The organism is Pseudomonas sp. B21-015 (assembly GCF_024749285.1).
Lineage (GTDB): Bacteria > Pseudomonadota > Gammaproteobacteria > Pseudomonadales > Pseudomonadaceae > Aquipseudomonas.
This window is the reverse complement of record NZ_CP087196.1, coordinates 384,170-401,050: the sequence shown is the minus strand read 5'-3', so window position 1 is coordinate 401,050 and position 16,881 is coordinate 384,170. Positions and strand designations below refer to the sequence as shown.

15 protein-coding genes are annotated in these 16,881 nt (G+C 59.9%); 4 read left to right on the top strand and 11 right to left on the bottom strand.

Translation table 11 applies throughout. From position 1 onward, the window contains the following. Positions 1–135: 135 nt before the first annotated feature. Entirely contained in the window at positions 136–720 is a 585-nt protein-coding gene (locus LOY38_RS01780; RefSeq protein ID WP_258698603.1) for a transporter substrate-binding domain-containing protein, read from the top strand. A gap of 123 nt (positions 721–843) precedes the next feature. Here LOY38_RS01780 and LOY38_RS01775 read toward each other — a convergent pair whose 3' ends face one another. Together LOY38_RS01775 and LOY38_RS01770 are read right to left on the bottom strand one after the other, a co-directional pair. Continuing rightward, positions 844–1,329 (bottom strand): DUF523 domain-containing protein, encoded by a 486-nt coding sequence (locus LOY38_RS01775; RefSeq protein ID WP_258698602.1) that lies wholly within the window; start codon positions 1,327–1,329, stop codon positions 844–846. Positions 1,330–1,331: 2 nt separating this feature from the next. Beyond that, positions 1,332–1,964: a 2OG-Fe(II) oxygenase gene (locus LOY38_RS01770; protein ID WP_258698601.1), complete on the bottom strand. Its 633-nt coding sequence runs from the start codon at positions 1,962–1,964 to the stop codon at positions 1,332–1,334. Between the two features lie 133 nt (positions 1,965–2,097). Between LOY38_RS01770 and LOY38_RS01765 the strand changes: the two genes are divergently transcribed. Beyond that, complete coding sequence (locus LOY38_RS01765) at positions 2,098–2,850, top strand: DUF2059 domain-containing protein (protein ID WP_258698600.1); 753 nt, start codon at positions 2,098–2,100, stop codon at positions 2,848–2,850. Between the two features lie 119 nt (positions 2,851–2,969). On the opposite strand, the gene LOY38_RS01760 is transcribed toward LOY38_RS01765, so the two are convergent. Continuing rightward, positions 2,970–3,917, bottom strand: coding sequence for a transposase (locus tag LOY38_RS01760; protein WP_258696476.1), 948 nt, complete (start codon positions 3,915–3,917; stop codon positions 2,970–2,972). Positions 3,918–4,155: 238 nt separating this feature from the next. Then, positions 4,156–5,103: an alpha/beta hydrolase gene (locus LOY38_RS01755; protein WP_258698599.1), complete on the bottom strand. Its 948-nt coding sequence runs from the start codon at positions 5,101–5,103 to the stop codon at positions 4,156–4,158. A gap of 97 nt (positions 5,104–5,200) precedes the next feature. On the opposite strand from LOY38_RS01755, the gene LOY38_RS01750 reads away from it, so the two are divergent. Then, entirely contained in the window at positions 5,201–5,779 is a 579-nt protein-coding gene (locus LOY38_RS01750) for a DUF6436 domain-containing protein (RefSeq protein ID WP_258698598.1), read from the top strand. Between the two features lie 103 nt (positions 5,780–5,882). After that, positions 5,883–8,285 carry a penicillin acylase family protein gene (locus LOY38_RS01745; RefSeq protein WP_258698597.1) on the top strand — a complete coding sequence of 801 codons (2,403 nt, stop codon included), beginning with the start codon at positions 5,883–5,885 and terminating at the stop codon, positions 8,283–8,285. Positions 8,286–8,512: 227 nt separating this feature from the next. Here LOY38_RS01745 and LOY38_RS01740 read toward each other — a convergent pair whose 3' ends face one another. From LOY38_RS01740 to LOY38_RS01710, 7 genes are all read right to left on the bottom strand, one after another. Continuing rightward, on the bottom strand, positions 8,513–9,403 hold the full coding sequence (locus LOY38_RS01740) for an ABC transporter permease subunit (RefSeq protein ID WP_258698596.1): 891 nt from the start codon (positions 9,401–9,403) through the stop codon (positions 8,513–8,515). Beyond that, positions 9,400–10,281: an ABC transporter permease subunit gene (locus tag LOY38_RS01735; RefSeq protein ID WP_258700642.1), complete on the bottom strand. Its 882-nt coding sequence runs from the start codon at positions 10,279–10,281 to the stop codon at positions 9,400–9,402. The genes LOY38_RS01740 and LOY38_RS01735 overlap by 4 nt, the downstream gene beginning before the upstream one ends. A 35-nt stretch (positions 10,282–10,316) precedes the next feature. Continuing rightward, positions 10,317–11,459: an ABC transporter ATP-binding protein gene (locus LOY38_RS01730; protein ID WP_258698595.1), complete on the bottom strand. Its 1,143-nt coding sequence runs from the start codon at positions 11,457–11,459 to the stop codon at positions 10,317–10,319. Positions 11,460–11,520: 61 nt separating this feature from the next. Further along, positions 11,521–12,618 carry a polyamine ABC transporter substrate-binding protein gene (locus LOY38_RS01725; RefSeq protein WP_258698594.1) on the bottom strand — a complete coding sequence of 366 codons (1,098 nt, stop codon included), beginning with the start codon at positions 12,616–12,618 and terminating at the stop codon, positions 11,521–11,523. A gap of 187 nt (positions 12,619–12,805) precedes the next feature. Next, on the bottom strand, positions 12,806–13,903 hold the full coding sequence (locus LOY38_RS01720) for a polyamine ABC transporter substrate-binding protein (RefSeq protein WP_038980879.1): 1,098 nt from the start codon (positions 13,901–13,903) through the stop codon (positions 12,806–12,808). Positions 13,904–14,085: 182 nt separating this feature from the next. Beyond that, positions 14,086–15,450, bottom strand: a complete 1,365-nt coding sequence (locus LOY38_RS01715) for an aspartate aminotransferase family protein (RefSeq protein WP_258698593.1) — start codon at positions 15,448–15,450, stop codon at positions 14,086–14,088. Between the two features lie 57 nt (positions 15,451–15,507). Next, on the bottom strand, positions 15,508–16,866 hold the full coding sequence (locus LOY38_RS01710) for a glutamine synthetase family protein (protein ID WP_258698592.1): 1,359 nt from the start codon (positions 16,864–16,866) through the stop codon (positions 15,508–15,510). Between the last annotated feature and the right edge of the window lie 15 nt (positions 16,867–16,881).

The window sequence follows — 16,881 nt, the reverse complement described above, 5'->3', positions numbered from 1 at the left end:
CTCTTCTCCAGTTTTTCCGTAAAATTCGCTCGGCCGTGAATAACTTAACGGCCATTCGTTGTCGAAGGCACTCGATAACCATAGCAAAGCGAGCCTGAACAGCGCGTCGCGATAAATGAATTCAAAGGAGTGACCATGCGTTTTTTGCCTGGCCTGATCTGCCTGCTACCCCTTTTGAGCCCCTTGGCTCATGCCGAACTGATTGACGATGTAAACGACCGCGGCGAATTGCGCATTGCCCTTGAGGCTAATACACCGCCCTTCAATTTCAAGGAAGGCGACAAACTGGCCGGGTTCGAGGTCGAGCTGGGTCAACTGCTGGCCAATGAGCTGGATGTACGGGCCGACTTCGTCGTCACCGATTCCGACGATCTGTTGACCGGCGTCGAAAGCGGCAAGTACGACGTCGCCATCAATCACATAGCACTGACTCCGGACCTGAAGGATCGTTTCGACTTCAGCGAACCTTACATTCACACCGATGCGCAATTGATCGCGCAGAAAGACGAGCAACCGCGTTCAATCCTGTTGGTGCAGTCGCTGACGGAGGAAAAGCCGAAAGCCGCCCCTGCTGTGAGCCTGGCGATTCCATTTCAGAAGGGTAACCCGGCGTTTCACGTCAGCTTGGAAAACGCATTGCAGCGGATCAAGGCCGATGGCCGGCTGGAGGCGCTGGAGAAGAAATGGTTTGGGGCGGATACGGGTGTGCCGAAACCCTGAAATCGCGGAGAAACCTGTGGGAGCGAGCCTGCTCGCGATGGGGTCATAACAGTCAACATTGATGCTAAATGTAAGACCGCTATCGCGAGCAGGCTCGCTCCCACATGGGTTTTGGGCAAGGCGCTAGTTCAGGGTTGCCAGAGCGTGCGCCGCTTCGGCCAAGTCCAACTCGCTGAATACCTGAACGCCATGGCGCTTGAGCAAGGCCGCTGTGACACCTTCACCGCTGACCTTCACGCCACTGAACGTCCCGTCATAGGCCAACAGATTCCCGCAGGACGGGCTGTTGGCCTTGAGTACGGCAATCCGGATGCCGTGCTGCCGCACCAGTTCCAGCGCTTGATAAGCCCCCGAAAGAAACTCGGCACTGACATCCTTGCCCTCGGTGGTGATGACCGATGCACAGCCATCAAGCACTTCACCGCCCTGCCCGCCCGGAATTTCCGCCGCGGCCCTTGGCGTCGGTAAACCACCGGCGACTTCCGGGCACAACGGCACCACCCGGCCTTCGGCAATCCACTGCTCCAACAGATCGAACGGCCCACTGGCCCCGCCGTCATAACGGACGCGGTGGCCGAGCAAACAGCGGCTTACCAGAATCTTTTGCATGATCAGAACGGCTCGTTGCCACGACGGCGGAACCAGCCCGTCAACGACAGGCGCTCTCGGGTCGCGGGCAAGACTTCGTGGGGGACTTCGCCCGACAGGAACACCACCAGGCATCCGCCGGTGGGCACCACATCGTGTTCGACGCCCTCATCCAGGTACATGCGCAACTGACCGCCATGCTCGGGCAGCCAGGCGTCATTGAGGTAGATCACCGCCGAGACCATGCGCCGGTCGTCGTCGCGGAAACGGTCGACATGCTTGAGGTAGAAAGCACCAGGCGGGTACAGGGCGAAATGGCTTTCGAAATCTTCCAGCCCCAGAAACAAGCCGCGATTCATCGCCTCGCGCAGGCTGTCCATCAACCCCAGATAGCGGTCGCAAGCCTCGACCTGACCGGGCTCGATCCACTGGATATGGTCGCCGCGAATGCCCTCACGGATCTCCGAAAACGGCCCGCGCCCCACGGCGGCCGGTGCGAGCTCGCCCTCGGCGGCACGCTTGCGGCACTCGGCCGCCAGTGCCCGAGTCAGATCCAGAGGCAGGAAAATATTCTGCCGCGACCAGCCGCGTGCAGCCAGGTCGTCGACGATACGTAACAGCAGCGGGTGATCAGAGGGTATGTGCATGGCGCGCATAGTATTCCTGTGCCCGCAAATCCGACAGAGCCGCGCAGCGGAGGATTGGTCGGATAAGGCACTCAACCTGATACGAATTCTCGACAAGTACGAATGCCGCACGGAGAATAGTCGGCTGCTGACAGGAGCCCCTATGCGTCGCTTGCTTTTCTCACTGCTGATGTTCTGCGTTTTGCCCGCCTGGGCGGACGGCCACGACCAGTTGTACAAGGTCGCCGGTTGGCCAGAACAACGCGCGCATTTCAACGATGCGCTCTCGGCCGCTCAGCAGCGTTACCAGAACAGCCTGCCGCCAGCGGTGTTTCAGGCCCTGGTCAACAACAGCAATCAGCGTTTCGCCCCCAAATCCATGGACCAGCGTGCCGAAGCGCATCTGCGCAAGAAGCTCGCCGACCCGAAACCTGCGCTGACCTTCTTCCAATCGCCCCTGGGCAAGAAAGTCGTCGCCGCCGAGTTGCTGGCGACCCGTCGCGATCAATTGGCGAAAAACGCCAAGGGCTTGCCGAAAATGCAGGCCAGCGATACTCGCCAGCTGATCATCGGCCACCTCGCCCAGGCCCTGCCCGCCCGCGAGGCCGGCGCGGAAGTCAGCCTCGCGATCGCTGGCGTGGCAGCCGACAGCCTGAGTTCGATGATCCCCGGCCTGCTCGGCGGTGGTCAGGCTCAGGGCATGTTGAACGGCCAGCGCCAGCGCCTGATGGAGCAGATCGGCGCCGACCTGAACAACACGCTGCTGTATGTCTATCGCGACCTGTCGGATGACGAACTGGAAGAGTTTTCGACCTTTGCCGAGTCCACTGAAGGCAAGGCTTACTATCAAGCGGCACTGGCGGCGATTCGTGCGGGGTTGGCGGTGGGGCAAAGCACGTCGAGCCTGGCTCAGTAGTTTTTGGCGTCCGCCAGATCGCCATCGCGGGCAAGCCCGCTCCCACAAGTTTTGTACGGGTCACAAAATGGGTGACTTACACAGATACTGTGGGAGATTCTATGGTTGAGGGGAAGCCCTCAACCGGCTTTTGGTTGGTATTCGCTCTGCCCTTTCAGCAGAGCGAATACGATCCGAGCAAGCTTGCGAGCCAGTATCACCAGCGCCTGAGTGGTGCTGAAGCCCCGAGCTCTTTGCTCTTCGTAAAAGCCTTTCCAGGCAGGCGTACGGCTGGCCGACATGGCTGCATTGTGCAAAAGCCGGCGGGCTTCCGGGTCACCTCGCTTGGTCAGACTCCGACGACCATCCTTTTGTCCTGACTTCGACACGCGCAGATCCATTCCCAGGAAGGCAATAAAGGCATCCGCGTTTCTGAAGTCGCCCCGCTGAAACGCCGTGAGCAAGCGGGCTCCGGTCAAAAATCCAATGCCTTCAACTTTCACGCAACGCTTCAACTGACCGAGCAAGCCGGCTTCCTTCAGATGATTATTAATCGTCTTTTCGACCAGCGCCTCAAGCTGCTGCATGGATTTCACTTGCTCGGCAAAAGCTGTCTTCAACAGTGGCTCATTCGCCCAGCTTTGCACCAGGCCGACCCGCGCCTGAACCAAGGCTGCGCGACGACGGAAGAGGCTCAGGAGCTGGCGGTACAGCGGTGATGGCGGGGTCCATGGATGAAGATCATCACCTTCGTTCTTCAGATAGCGAGCGAGCAGCCTGGCATCCAGCGCGTCGGTTTTGGCACGGACATTCACCCCTTTGCGGTAATGGCTGAGCTCATAGCCACCCACCATGTAAATCGTGCAGCCGGCCTCATAGGCCAGATCAGCGAACTCCAGGTGATAGATATTGGTCGATTCAATAGCTACCGCGACTGTCCCTGGCAAGGCCTTCAACCACGTCTTGATGGCTGCTTTGTTGTTGGGAATCTCTTCAAGCAGGTCAAGTTCGGCGCGATAGATCACCAGTTCGTTCTTGGCGACATCCACGCCTACGATCGGCTGTGTGACAGAAACCGGCATTGCCATTGTATTTCCTCCGGGATATGGTTTTGAACACTTGAAGGGCTCACTCAGAGGCGCAGGCTTGTTCCTATCGTCGGTCTAGCCAGATGCATTCTTTATCGGCGCTTGGGTGAAAGGAGGAGGGGCGAAATCTCCCACGGATCTGTACTGCGTCAACAGTCAGAATCGGGCTTTGTCCCTCCTCCTCCCTTCAAGTCCTACCATACAAGCGGGCTTGCCCGCGATGTGGCCCGAACGACCGCTAAAGATTCCGCCCCTCGATCCGCTTGCTCAAAAACCCGAAATACTCCTGCCGCAACCCCGGCGACTCATTCGCCAAATGATGCCGCGCCTCAGGCAGCATCAATACCTGAGGCCGATCGAACTTTGCCCGCAACACTTCAAGGTTGTGCTCCCAATCCACCGTCATGTCCGCCTGCCCCTGCACAATCAGCGGCCGCCGCGGGCTCTTCGGTGCCGCTTCGATACGCTTGATCCACCGTCCCAGCGCACCGACCCAGGCCGTTGGCAGACGCAGCGGCTGCAACGGATCGGCTTGCAGGAATGCCAGGAAGTCAGGGTCGTTGGAGTTCTCGCTGAAGCGCCGGGCGATGCCATTGACGAACGGCTTGAGCAGGTAATAACTGAGCTTCGACCAGCCCCAGGCTCGCGGCCGCACCAGTGGCGACAGCAGAATCACCTGCCCTTGGGCCGGACTGTTCGCCCCCTGATTGAGCACATGGTCGATCACGATCGCCCCGCCGGTGCTTTGCCCGCACAAGTGCCAGGGCTGCGGAAGGCCCAGCGACTGCGCCTCGGCCAACAGCCCTTGCAGAGTATCCTGATACTCGGCGAAGTCCTTGATGCTCGCCCGTTCGCCACTGGACAGCCCATGCCCCGGCAGATCACAGGCGATCACCGCAAAACCCTGGTCCAGCGCCCACTCGATCACATGCCCGTAGAGCCCGGTGTGATCGTAGAAACCGTGAAACAAAAACAGCGTCGCCTTTGCCCGCTCGGGCCACCAGAGCTGGCTGACCACTTCATAGCCATCGACCTCGAAACGCCCCAGGCCACTGCGCAGGGCTCGCGGCGCAAAGTCCAGCCCATAAAAACGCTGATAGGCCATGGCCTCCGTCGACAGCGGCTGCCACTCGGCCAATGGCCGCAGGCTGGCACGCAAATGATCGGGGTCGAAAGTGGCAGACATGGGCTATTCCAAAGCGCTAAACGGACTTTATGGGCCTGCGATATTCATCTGTCGCGGCAAGCATGGCAAGCTAGCCGACCTTCGAGGATTGAAACCCATGCGCCCGGCCTACCGCACCACACTGCTTGCCAGCCTGCTCGCCCTTGTGTGTGCCGGCGGGCTGTGGGCCGCCTATGACTGGTTTCAGGGGCGCTACTTGCGAGCCTTCAGTTCGCACACGGCGGTGTTCTCCGGCGACCCGTTGCACTTGCCGGACGAACTTGCCGGCCCCGGCGCCATCCGCCTGGTGCACTTCTGGGACCCGGCCTGCCCGTGCAATGTCGGCAACCAACAACACCTGACCGAACTGGTTGAGCAATATGTACCGCAGGGCGTCGAGTTCTATGCGGTACAAAAGCCCGGCAGCCATGCTCAGTTGCCCGGCACCTTGAGCCGCCTTAAAACCATCGCCGTCCTGCCAGGCTCCGAACAGATCCCTGCCAGCCCGGCAGTAGCGATTTGGGACCGCAGCGGCCAGCTGGCGTATTTCGGTCCGTACAGCGAAGGCCTGACCTGCAATTCGAGCAACAGTTTTATCGAGCCCATCCTGCAAGCGCTGAACGAAGGCCGGGCGGTGAACGCCACCCATACGCTGGCGGTGGGTTGCTACTGCCCGTGGCCTGCGCAGGTGAAGTAAGGCATTCCTGGCTTTTCCAGGACCGCGATGCCCGGCACAGGAGGGCTGTGCTACACGTTTGCAGCCCACGCGGGCGGCAATCCCGACCGAACAAGGAGTCACCATGAAACGCGTCCTGACCGTACTTGCCTTGCTGATCGTCGTGCTCGTCGCCGGGGGCGGCTGGTATGTGTACAGCAAGCAACCGACGCGCCAGGGCCTGGTGAAGTTGCAGCACCTGCAAGGTTCGGTGACCGTGCGCTACGACGAGCGCGGCGTGCCGCATATCCGCGCCGAAAACGAAACCGACCTCTATCGCGCCCTCGGCTACGTGCAAGCCCAGGACCGATTGTTCCAGATGGAAGCCGTGCGGCGTCTGGCCCGTGGGGAGCTGGCCGAAGTCCTCGGCCCGAAACTGCTCGACACCGACAAACTGTTTCGCAGCCTGCGCATCCGCGAACGGGCTGAAAGCTACGTGGCCGCGCTGGATCGTCAGTCGCCGGCGTGGAAGGCCCTGCAAGCTTATCTGGACGGCATCAATCAATATCAGGACAACCACGCTGCGCCGGCAGAGTTCGACGTGCTGGGGATCCCCAAGCGCCCTTTCACCGCCGAAGACAGCATCAGCATCGCCGGCTACATGGCCTACAGCTTTGCCGCGGCGTTTCGCACCGAACCCTTGCTGACTTACGTGCGTGACCAACTGGGCGTCGAATACCTGAACATCTTCGATCTCGACTGGCAGCCCAAGGGCGTGCTGGCCAAAGGGCACACCACCCCCGCACCGGCCCTCACCGCCAATGACTGGAAGGACCTGAACGCCCTCGCCCGTTTGAGTGAGCAAGCGCAGGCCGACCACGGCCTGCCGCAATTCGAAGGCAGCAATGCCTGGGTGATTTCCGGCAACCGCAGCAAAAGCGGTAAACCACTGCTGGCCGGTGACCCGCACATTCGCTTCTCGGTGCCGTCGGTGTGGTACGAAGCGCACCTGTCAGCGCCGGGTTTCGAGCTTTATGGCTACCATCAGGCGCTGGTGCCGTTTGCATTTCTCGGCCACAACCTGGACTTCGGCTGGAGCCTGACGATGTTCCAGAACGACGATCTGGACCTGATCGCCGAGAAGGTCAACCCGGACAACCCGAACCAGGTCTGGTATCGCGGCCAGTGGGTCGACATGGTCAACACCGAACAACAGATCGCGGTCAAAGGCCAGTCACCGGTCACGCTGACCCTGCGTCAATCGCCCCACGGTCCGATCATCAACGATGCACTCGGCACTGCCGCCGGCAAGACACCGGTTGCCATGTGGTGGGCCTTCCTCGAGACCCCGAATCCGATCCTCGACGGCTTCTATCAGCTCAACCGCGCCGACACCCTGGCCAAGGCCCGCGCCGCATCGGCCAAGGTTCAGGCACCGGGGCTGAACATCGTCTACGCCAACGCCAAGGGCGACATCGGTTGGTGGGCCTCGGCGCTGCTGCCCAAGCGCCCGGCCGGGGTGAAGCCCGGTTTCATCCTCGACGGCAGTACCCCTCAGGCGGACAAGGAAGGCTTTTATCCGTTCAGCGCCAACCCACAGGAAGAGAATCCGGCGCGGGGCTACATCGTCTCGGCCAATTTCCAGCCGGTATCGCCGACCGGCATGGAGATTCCCGGTTACTACAACCTCGCCGATCGCGGTCAGCAGCTCAATCGTCAGCTCAGCGACAAAAACGTGAAGTGGGACAACGAAGCCAACCAGAAGCTGCAACTGGGCACCACCACCGCCTACGGTCCGCGTTTGCTGGCGCCATTGTTGCCGGTGCTGCGTGAAGTGGTGAGCGACCCCGCCGAGCTCAAACGGGTGGAGCAACTGGCGCAGTGGAGCGGCGACTACCCGCTGGACTCCATCAGCGCCACGCTGTTCAACCAGTTCTTGTTCAACCTCGCCGACGCAGCGATGCGCGATGAACTGGGCAATGACTTCTTCGAAACGTTGCTCCCGACCCGGGTGATCGATGCCGCACTGCCGCGTCTGGCGGCCTCCGCCGATTCGCCGTGGTGGGACAACCGCAACACCCCCGACAAGGAAACCCGCGCCGATACGGTCAAGGTGGCCTGGCAAGCGAGCATGGCTCACCTCAAGACCGCCCTGGGCGCCGATGTCACGCAATGGCAGTGGGGCAAGGCGCACACCCTGACCCACGGCCATCCGCTGGGGATGCAAAAGCCGCTGGACCGGATCTTCAACGTTGGCCCGTTCGCGGCACCCGGCACCCACGAAGTGCCGAACAACCTCTCGGCCAAGATCGGCCCGGCGCCGTGGCCCGTGACCTACGGCCCGTCGACCCGGCGCCTGATCGACTTCGCCGACCCGGCCCACAGCCTGACCATCAACCCGGTCGGCCAGAGCGGCGTGCCGTTCGACAGCCACTATGCCGACCAGGCCGAGGCGTATATCGAAGGGGTTTATTACCAGGCGAATTTCAATGATGAAGAAGTGACGGCCAATACCCGCAGCACCTTGAAGCTGTTGCCGGCGCGGTAGATTTTTGCTGGCCCGGCTGACGCCTTCGCGGGCAAGCCTCGCTCCTACAGTTGATCTTCAGCGAACACAAAACATGTGTATGACAGAAAACCACTGTGGGAGCGGGCTTGCCCGCGATGGCGTCCTCACCTTCAACATAGATGTCGATGGATAGATCGCTATCGCGGGCAAGCCCGCTCCCACAGTGGGTCTGGGTGGCCACACATTTGTAGTCACCCTGCAGACGCTCAAGCCGCTTCCGGCGCCGGCGCTCGGCGCACGTCCGGTTGTTTCCAGGAGTCGGCGGCGCCTTCCTCGATAGCCTGCTGGATCGCACGCTTGCGAATCTCTTCGGCACGGCGGCTGAAGAACCAGACCAGGAAGGTCACCAGCGACACCGCCAGCAGAATCAGACTGGCCACGGCGTTGATCTCGGGTTTCACGCCCAGGCGCACCGCCGAGAACACTTCCATCGGCAGGGTCGTGGAACCCGGGCCCGACACGAAGCTCGCCAGCACCAGATCATCCAGGGACAACGCGAACGACATCATGCCCCCCGCCGCCAGGGACGGTGCGATCATCGGGATGGTGATCAGGAAGAACACCTTCCACGGCCGCGCACCGAGGTCCATGGCCGCTTCTTCGATGGACAGGTCCAGCTCACGCAAGCGCGCCGACACCACCACCGCCACATAGGCTGCGCAGAACGTGGTGTGAGCGATCCAGATGGTGACGATGCCGCGCTCCTGCGGCCAGCCGATCATCTGCGCCATGGCCACGAACAGCAGCAACAACGACAGGCCGGTGATCACTTCGGGCATCACCAACGGCGCGGTCACCAGGCCACCGAACAGCGTGCGGCCCTTGAAGTGGGTGATGCGGGTCAGCACGAAGGCCGCCAGCGTCCCCAGTGCCACCGCTGCAATCGCCGTGTAGCAGGCGATTTCCAGCGAGCGCACCACCGAGCCCATCAATTGGGTGTTGTCCAGCAACCCCACGTACCACTTGATCGACCAGCCGCCCCACACCGTCACCAGTTTCGAGGCGTTGAACGAGTAGATCACCAGGATCAGCATCGGCGCGTAGATGAACAGCAAACCCGCTACCAGCATGAAACTTGAGAAACGGAAGCGCTTCATTCCTTGCCCTCCATTTCTTTGGCCTGACTACGGTTGAACAGGATAATCGGCACAATCAGGATCGCCAGCATCACCACCGCAAGCGCTGACGCCACCGGCCAGTCACGGTTGTTGAAGAACTCTTGCCAGAGCACTTTACCGATCATCAGGGTTTCCGGACCGCCGAGCAGTTCCGGGATCACGAACTCCCCCACCACCGGGATGAACACCAACATGCAGCCGGCGATGATGCCGTTTTTCGACAGCGGCACGGTGATCTTCCAGAAACTGTTGAAGGTGCTCGAGCCGAGGTCCGATGCGGCTTCCAGCAGGCTGGTGTCGTGTTTGACCAGGTTGGCGTAGAGCGGCAGGATCATGAAGGGCAGGTACGAATACACCACGCCGATGTACACGGCCAGGTTGGTGTTGAGGATCTGCAGCGGTTCGTCGATCCAGCCCATGCTCATCAGGAAACCATTGAGCAGGCCGTTGTTGCTTAGGATGCCCATCCACGCATACACGCGGATCAGGATCGCGGTCCAGGTCGGCATCATGATCAGCAGCACCAGCACCGTTTGCAGCTCTTTGCGCGCACTGGCGATGGCGTAGGCCATCGGGTAGCCGATCAGCAGGCAGAGGATGGTGCTGACCAGCGCCATCTTCAGCGAGCCGAGGTAAGCGGCGATGTACAACTCATCGTCACCGAGCATCGCGTAGTTGCCCAAGTTAAGCAGCACCTGGAGCTTCTGGTCGATGAAGCTATAGATCTCGGTGTACGGCGGTATGGCCACGTCGGCTTCGGCGAAGCTGATCTTCAGGACGATGAAGAACGGCAACATGAAGAACAGGAACAGCCAGATGAACGGAACCCCGATGACCAGCTGACGGCCACCGGGAATTATTCGATTGAGGCGGCGTTTGAGTTTGCGCATGTTCATGAGCGAAGTACCACGCCGCTGTCGTCTTCCCACCACACGTAAACCTGATCACCCCAGGTCGGCCGCTGGCCACGGCGCTCGGCGTTGGCGACGAAGGACTGCACCAGTTTGCCGCTCGGCAGTTCGACGTAGAACACCGAGTGGCCGCCCAGGTAGGCGATGTCGTGCACCTTGCCGCTGGACCAGTTGTGTTCACAGGTCGGCATGTCGGCCGTCACCAGCAGTTTTTCCGGACGGATCGCGTAGGTGACGGACTTGTCCTGCACCGAGGTGCTGATGCCGTGGCCCACGTAGATGTTGCGATCCAGGTCCTTGCAGGTGATCAGCGCATGGCCCTCGGCGTCGTCCACCACTTCGCCTTCGAAGATGTTGACGTTGCCGATGAACTCGCAGACCAGACGGCTGGTCGGGGTTTCGTAGATGTCGATCGGGCTGCCGATCTGGGCGATCCAGCCCAGGTGCATGATCGCGATGCGCTCGGCCATGGTCATGGCCTCTTCCTGATCGTGGGTCACCATGACGCAGGTCACGCCGACCCGCTCGATGATCTCAACCAGTTCCAGCTGCATTTGCGAACGCAGCTTCTTGTCCAGCGCGCCCATCGGTTCGTCGAGCAGCAACAGCTTCGGCCGCTTGGCCAACGAACGCGCCAGCGCCACACGCTGACGCTGGCCGCCGGACAACTGATGGGGTTTGCGCTTGGCGTACTGGCTCATCTGCACCAGCTTGAGCATCTCGGCCACACGAGCATCGACTTCAGCCGATGGGATCTTGTCCTGCTTGAGGCCGAAGGCGATGTTCTGCGCCACCGTCATGTGCGGGAACAAAGCATAGGACTGGAACATCATGTTGATCGGCCGTTCGTACGGCGGCATCTCCGTGATGTCGACGCCGTCGAGGTAAATGCGCCCCTCCGTGGGCCGTTCGAAACCTGCCAGCATCCGCAGCAAGGTGGACTTGCCCGAACCCGAGCCGCCGAGCAAGGCGAAAATTTCGCCTTTCTTGATTTCCAGGGACACGTCGTCCACGGCAATCGTCTCGTCGAACTTTTTGGTGACCCGGTCGATTTTGACCAGCACCTGTTTAGGTGTCTGGTCGCCCTCGAGGGCTTTCTTATAGGCGCCGGAGGCAACTGCCATTTACGAAACTCCCAACAGAATTTGCAGTTCGCTCAACGTGGCGAACCTGGATAGTTTGAAGCTATTTGCCCGACTTGACCTTGGTCCAGCTGCGCGTCATCAAACGTTGAATGTTCGGTGGCAACTCGATGGATACGTACGTCTTGTCGAGGACCGCTTGCGGTGGATAGACCGATGCGTCGGTGCGTATGGACTGTTCCATCAGTTTGTCCGACCCGGGGTTCGGGTTGGCGTAGCCTACGGAATCGCTGACCTGGGCGATCACTTCGGGTTTGAGCAAATAGTTGATGAAGGCATGGGCTTCTTTGGCGTTGGCGGCATCCTTGGGGATCGCCAGCATGTCGAACCAGAGCGCACCACCCTCTTTCGGAATCGCGTAGGCGATGTTCATGCCTTTGCCGGCTTCAGCCGCGCGGGCCTTGGCCTGGAACATATCGCCGGAGAAACCGATCGCCACGCAGATGTCACCATTGGCCAGGTCTGCGATGTATTTGGACGAGTGGAAGTACGTCACGTAAGGCCGTACCGCCAGCAACTTGGCTTCGGCCTTTTTATAGTCTTCAGGGTTGGTGCTGTTGGCGTTGAGGCCCATGTAGTTGAGGACCGTCGGCATCATCTCATCGGCGGAGTCGAGGAACGCTACGCCACAGCTGTGCAGCTTCTTGATGTTCTGCGGCTCGAACACCACATCCCAGGAATCGATCTTGTCGAGGCCCAGCACCGCCTTGACCTTGTCGACGTTGTAACCGATGCCGTTGGTGCCCCACAGGTACGGCACGGCGTACTGGTTGCCCGGATCGTTCTGCTCCAGGCGCTTAAGCAGCACCGGGTCGAGGTTGGAATAGTTAGTCAGCTTCGATTTATCGAGCTTCTGGAAAGCGCCCGCCTTGATCTGCTTGCCAAGGAAGTGGTTGGACGGCACTACCACGTCGTAACCGGTGCGCCCGGCCAGCAACTTGCCTTCCAGGGTTTCGTTGGAATCGAAGACGTCATATACCGGCTTGATGCCGGTTTCTTTCTGGAAGTCGGCCAGGGTGGTCGCACCGATGTAGTCCGACCAATTATAAATATGCACCGTGCCAGCGGCCTGAACACTGACGGCAAGCGTCAGCCCGGCGCCGACCAGCAGGGCATTGCGCAACAAAGAAAAAATAGGCAAGTGGAGGTCCTCTAAAATGAGTTGGGCCCAAGTTGCCCCGTGCTCCATGACAGCCATGGCTGCCTGGCAACAAAACCGGCGCGCAACTTACCCTCGAAAAACCGTTCCAGCAAAACTTTCTGTCATTTAATTATTCCTGTTGCCGCCGTCGCGCAGACGACGGCAACAGGTATTGCCTCAAACCGGCTTATTTACCGGATTTGATCTTGGTCCAGCTACGAGTCAGGATCCGCTGGGTCGCGGCCGGCAAGTCGGCAATCGCGTACAGCTTGGCCAGTACTTCCGCTGGCGGGTAGATGCCTGGATCGCTGGTGATTTCTTTATCAACCAGTGCGGTAGACGCCGCGTTACCGTTCGGGAAACGTACCGCGTTGGTGATTTCAGCCATGATTTCCGGCTTCTGCAGGAAGGTCATGAACTTGTAGGCACCTTCGACGTTTTCGGCATCTTTAGGGATGGCGACCATGTCATAGAAGCTGCCGGCACCTTCTTTCGGAATGTTGTAGCTGACTTTCACCTTGTCACCGGCTTCAGCGGCGCGAGCCTTGGCCTGGTAGATGTCACCCGAGTAACCCACGGCGACGCAGATGTTGCCGTTGGCCAGGTCGGAGATGTACTTGGAGGAGTGGAAGTAGCCCACCGAAGGACGGATTTTCAGGAACAGTGCTTCGGCTTCAGCCAGTTGTTTCTTGTCCTGGCTGTCGGTTGGATAGCCCAGGTAATGCAACGCCACCGGAATCATCTCGGTTGGCGAATCGAGGAAGCTGATACCGCACGCCTTCAACTTGGCAGCGTTTTCAGGTTTGAACAGCAAGTCCCAGGAATTGGTTGGCGCATCGGCACCCAGTGCAGCCTTGACCTTCTCGGCGTTGAAACCGATACCGATCGAACCCCACATGTAAGGGAACGCGTGTTCGTTACCCGGGTCGCTCACCGATACCGCTTTGAGCAGGTCGGTGTTCAGGTTTTTCCAGTTAGGCAGCTTGGACTTGTCCAGCTTCTGGTAAACGCCGGCCTTGATCTGCTTGGCCAGGAAGTTGTTGGACGGCACGACGATGTCGTAGCCGGACTTGCCTGCCAGCAACTTGGCTTCAAGGGTTTCGTTACTGTCGAACACGTCGTAGACGACTTTGATACCCGACTCGGCCTCGAACTTCTTCACGGTATCCGGTGCGATGTAATCGGACCAGTTGTACACGTGCAGCACCTTGTCGTCGGCCTGAACGGCACCCGCCATCACGCCCATCAGGGACATGGCGAGGAGGGTCTTGCCAGCTATCTTCATACCTAATGCCTTCATGGGTAATGCTCCAATTTTTCTTTTTAACCACGTGCTCAGCGGCCTGTTACTGGGCATCCGAACAACCGGTAGTCTGGCAAGATCCAAGGCAGGCTTTCAAGGAAAGACCCATCCTTTGTTTGCACTGAGCGAAGCGCGATCTTCGCACCTCGCTCAGAGCCTAGCACTTAGCCCTGCAACGCACTCAGGGTCAGGTCCAGGCACTTGCGTGCCTTGGTTACCAACTCGTCGATTTCAGCCGGTGTAATCACCAGTGGCGGAGCAATGATCATGGTGTCGCCGACGGCACGCATGATCAGGCCGTTATCGAAGCAGAACTGCCGGCAGATCATGCCGACGCCCCGCCCTTCGTAACGTTTGCGGGTGGCTTTGTCCTGAACCAGTTCGATGGCCCCCAACAGACCGACCCCACGCACTTCCCCCACCAACGGGTGATCGTTCAGTTCCCGTAGACGCTTTTGCAAATAAGGTGCCGTTTCTGCACGCACGCGCTCGACAATCTTCTCGTCGCGCAGGATGCGGATGTTTTCCAGCGCCACCGCAGCGGCCACCGGGTGCCCGGAATAAGTGAAACCGTGGTTGAAATCGCCACCTTCGTTGAGCACCTCGACCACGTCGTCACGCACGATCAGGCCACCCATCGGGATATAGCCGGAGGTCAGGCCTTTGGCGATGGTCATCATGTGAGGTTTGAGGTCGTAGAAATCGGTACCGAACCACTCACCGGTACGGCCGAAACCGCAGATCACTTCGTCGGCCACGAACAGAATGTCGTACTTGGCGAGGATTTCCTTGATCCGCGGCCAGTAGCTGTCTGGCGGAATGATCACGCCGCCGGCGCCCTGGATCGGCTCGGCAATAAAGGCACCGACGTTGTCGACGCCGACTTCCAGGATTTTCTCTTCCAGCTGATTGGCCGCCCAGATACCGAACTCGTTCGGCGTCATGTCACCGCCTTCGCCGAACCAGTACGGCTGGGCGATGTGGACGATACCCGGAATCGGCAAGTCGCCCTGTTCGTGCATATAGGTCATGCCGCCCAGGCTCGCGCCGGCCACGGTGGAACCGTGATAGCCGTTCTTGCGACTGATGATGACTTTCTTCTTCGGCTGGCCCTTGATCGCCCAGTAGTGACGGACCATACGCAGCATGGTGTCGTTGCCTTCGGAGCCGGAGCCGGTGAAGAACACGTGGTTCATGCCTTCAGGCGCTATATCGGCGATGACCTTGGCCAACTCCAGCACCGGCGGGTGAGCGGTCTGGAAGAACAGGTTGTAATAAGGCAGTTCGCGCATCTGTTTGCTGGCCGCATCGGCCAACTCATCGCGACCATAACCGATCGCGACGCACCACAGGCCGGCCATGCCATCGAGGATCTTGTTGCCTTCGCTGTCCCAGAGGTAGACGCCCTTGGCATGGGTGATGATCCGCGGGCCTTTCTCTTTCAGCTGCTTGAAGTCGCTGAACGGGGCCAGGTGGTGATCGCTGCTCAGGGTTTGCCATTCACGGGTTTGCGGATTGTTGCTGGTCATGCGAATTCTCCTTGGATTGCAGTGACGACGCGACGAGGATCCGTCGCGCCCGGCGCATCAGACGGCGAAGAGCAGGAACTCCCGCTCCCACGAACTGATCACGCGCTTGAAGTTTTCATGCTCGGCCCGCTTGACCGCGATGTAGCCCGTGATGAATTTCTTGCCCAGGTACTTTTCGATGGTCTTGCTGTTTTCCATGCGATCCAGGGCGTCTTCAATAGTCAGTGGCAGGCGCAGGTTGCGCCGCTCGTAACCACGCCCCACCACCGGAGCACTCGGGTTATGCCCTTCGACCATGCCGATAAAGCCGCACAACAGGCTGGCGGCGATGGCCAGGTAAGGGTTGGCATCGGCACCCGGAAGACGGTTTTCCACCCGACGGTTCTGCGGCCCGGCATCCGGAACCCGCAGGCCCACCGTGCGGTTCTCTTCCCCCCACTCCACGTTCACCGGCGCCGAGGTATCCGGCAGGAAGCGGCGGAACGAGTTGACGTTGGGTGCGAACAACGGCAGCAGCTCAGGGATGAACTTCTGCAAACCGCCGATGTGATTGAGAAACAGCTGGCTCATGGTCCCGTCTTCATTGGAGAAGACGTTCTTGCCGGTCTCGATGTCGATGACGCTCTGGTGCAAGTGCATGGCACTGCCCGGCTCGCCGGTCATGGGCTTGGCCATGAAGGTCGCGGCCACGTTGTGCTTGAGCGCGGCTTCGCGCATGGTGCGCTTGAACACCAGAATCTGGTCGGCCAGGGACAGGGCATCGCCATGACGGAAGTTGATTTCCATCTGTGCCGTGCCGTCCTCGTGGATCAGCGTGTCGAGGTCCAGCTCCTGCAGTTCGCACCAGTCGTAGACGTCTTCGAACAACGGGTCGAATTCGTTCGCCGCTTCAATGGAGAAAGACTGGCGACCGGTTTCCGGACGACCGGAACGGCCAATCGGCGGTTGCAGCGGGTAGTCCGGGTCATCACTGCGCTTGGTGAGGTAGAACTCCATTTCCGGCGCCACGATCGGCTGCCAGCCGTGGTCGGCGTAGAGTTTCAGCACCTTCTTGAGCACGTTGCGCGGCGACAGCTCGATCGGGTTACCCTGCTTGTCGTAGGTGTCGTGGATCACCTGGGCGGTGGGCTCGATGGCCCAGGGCACCAGGAACACGGCGTTCTGGTCGGGACGGCAGATCATGTCGATGTCGGCCGGGTCGAGCAGTTCGTAATAGATATCGTCTTCGACATAGTCGCCGGTCACGGTCTGCAACAGAACGCTTTCGGGCAGGCGCATGCCTTTTTCGGCAATGAACTTGTTGGTCGGCGAGATCTTGCCCCGGGTGATGCCGGTCAGGTCGCCAATCATGCATTCGACTTCTGTGATCTTGTGGTCTTTCAACCAATCGGTGAGCTGGTCGAGGTTGTTACTCATAAATGCCTCTTAGGC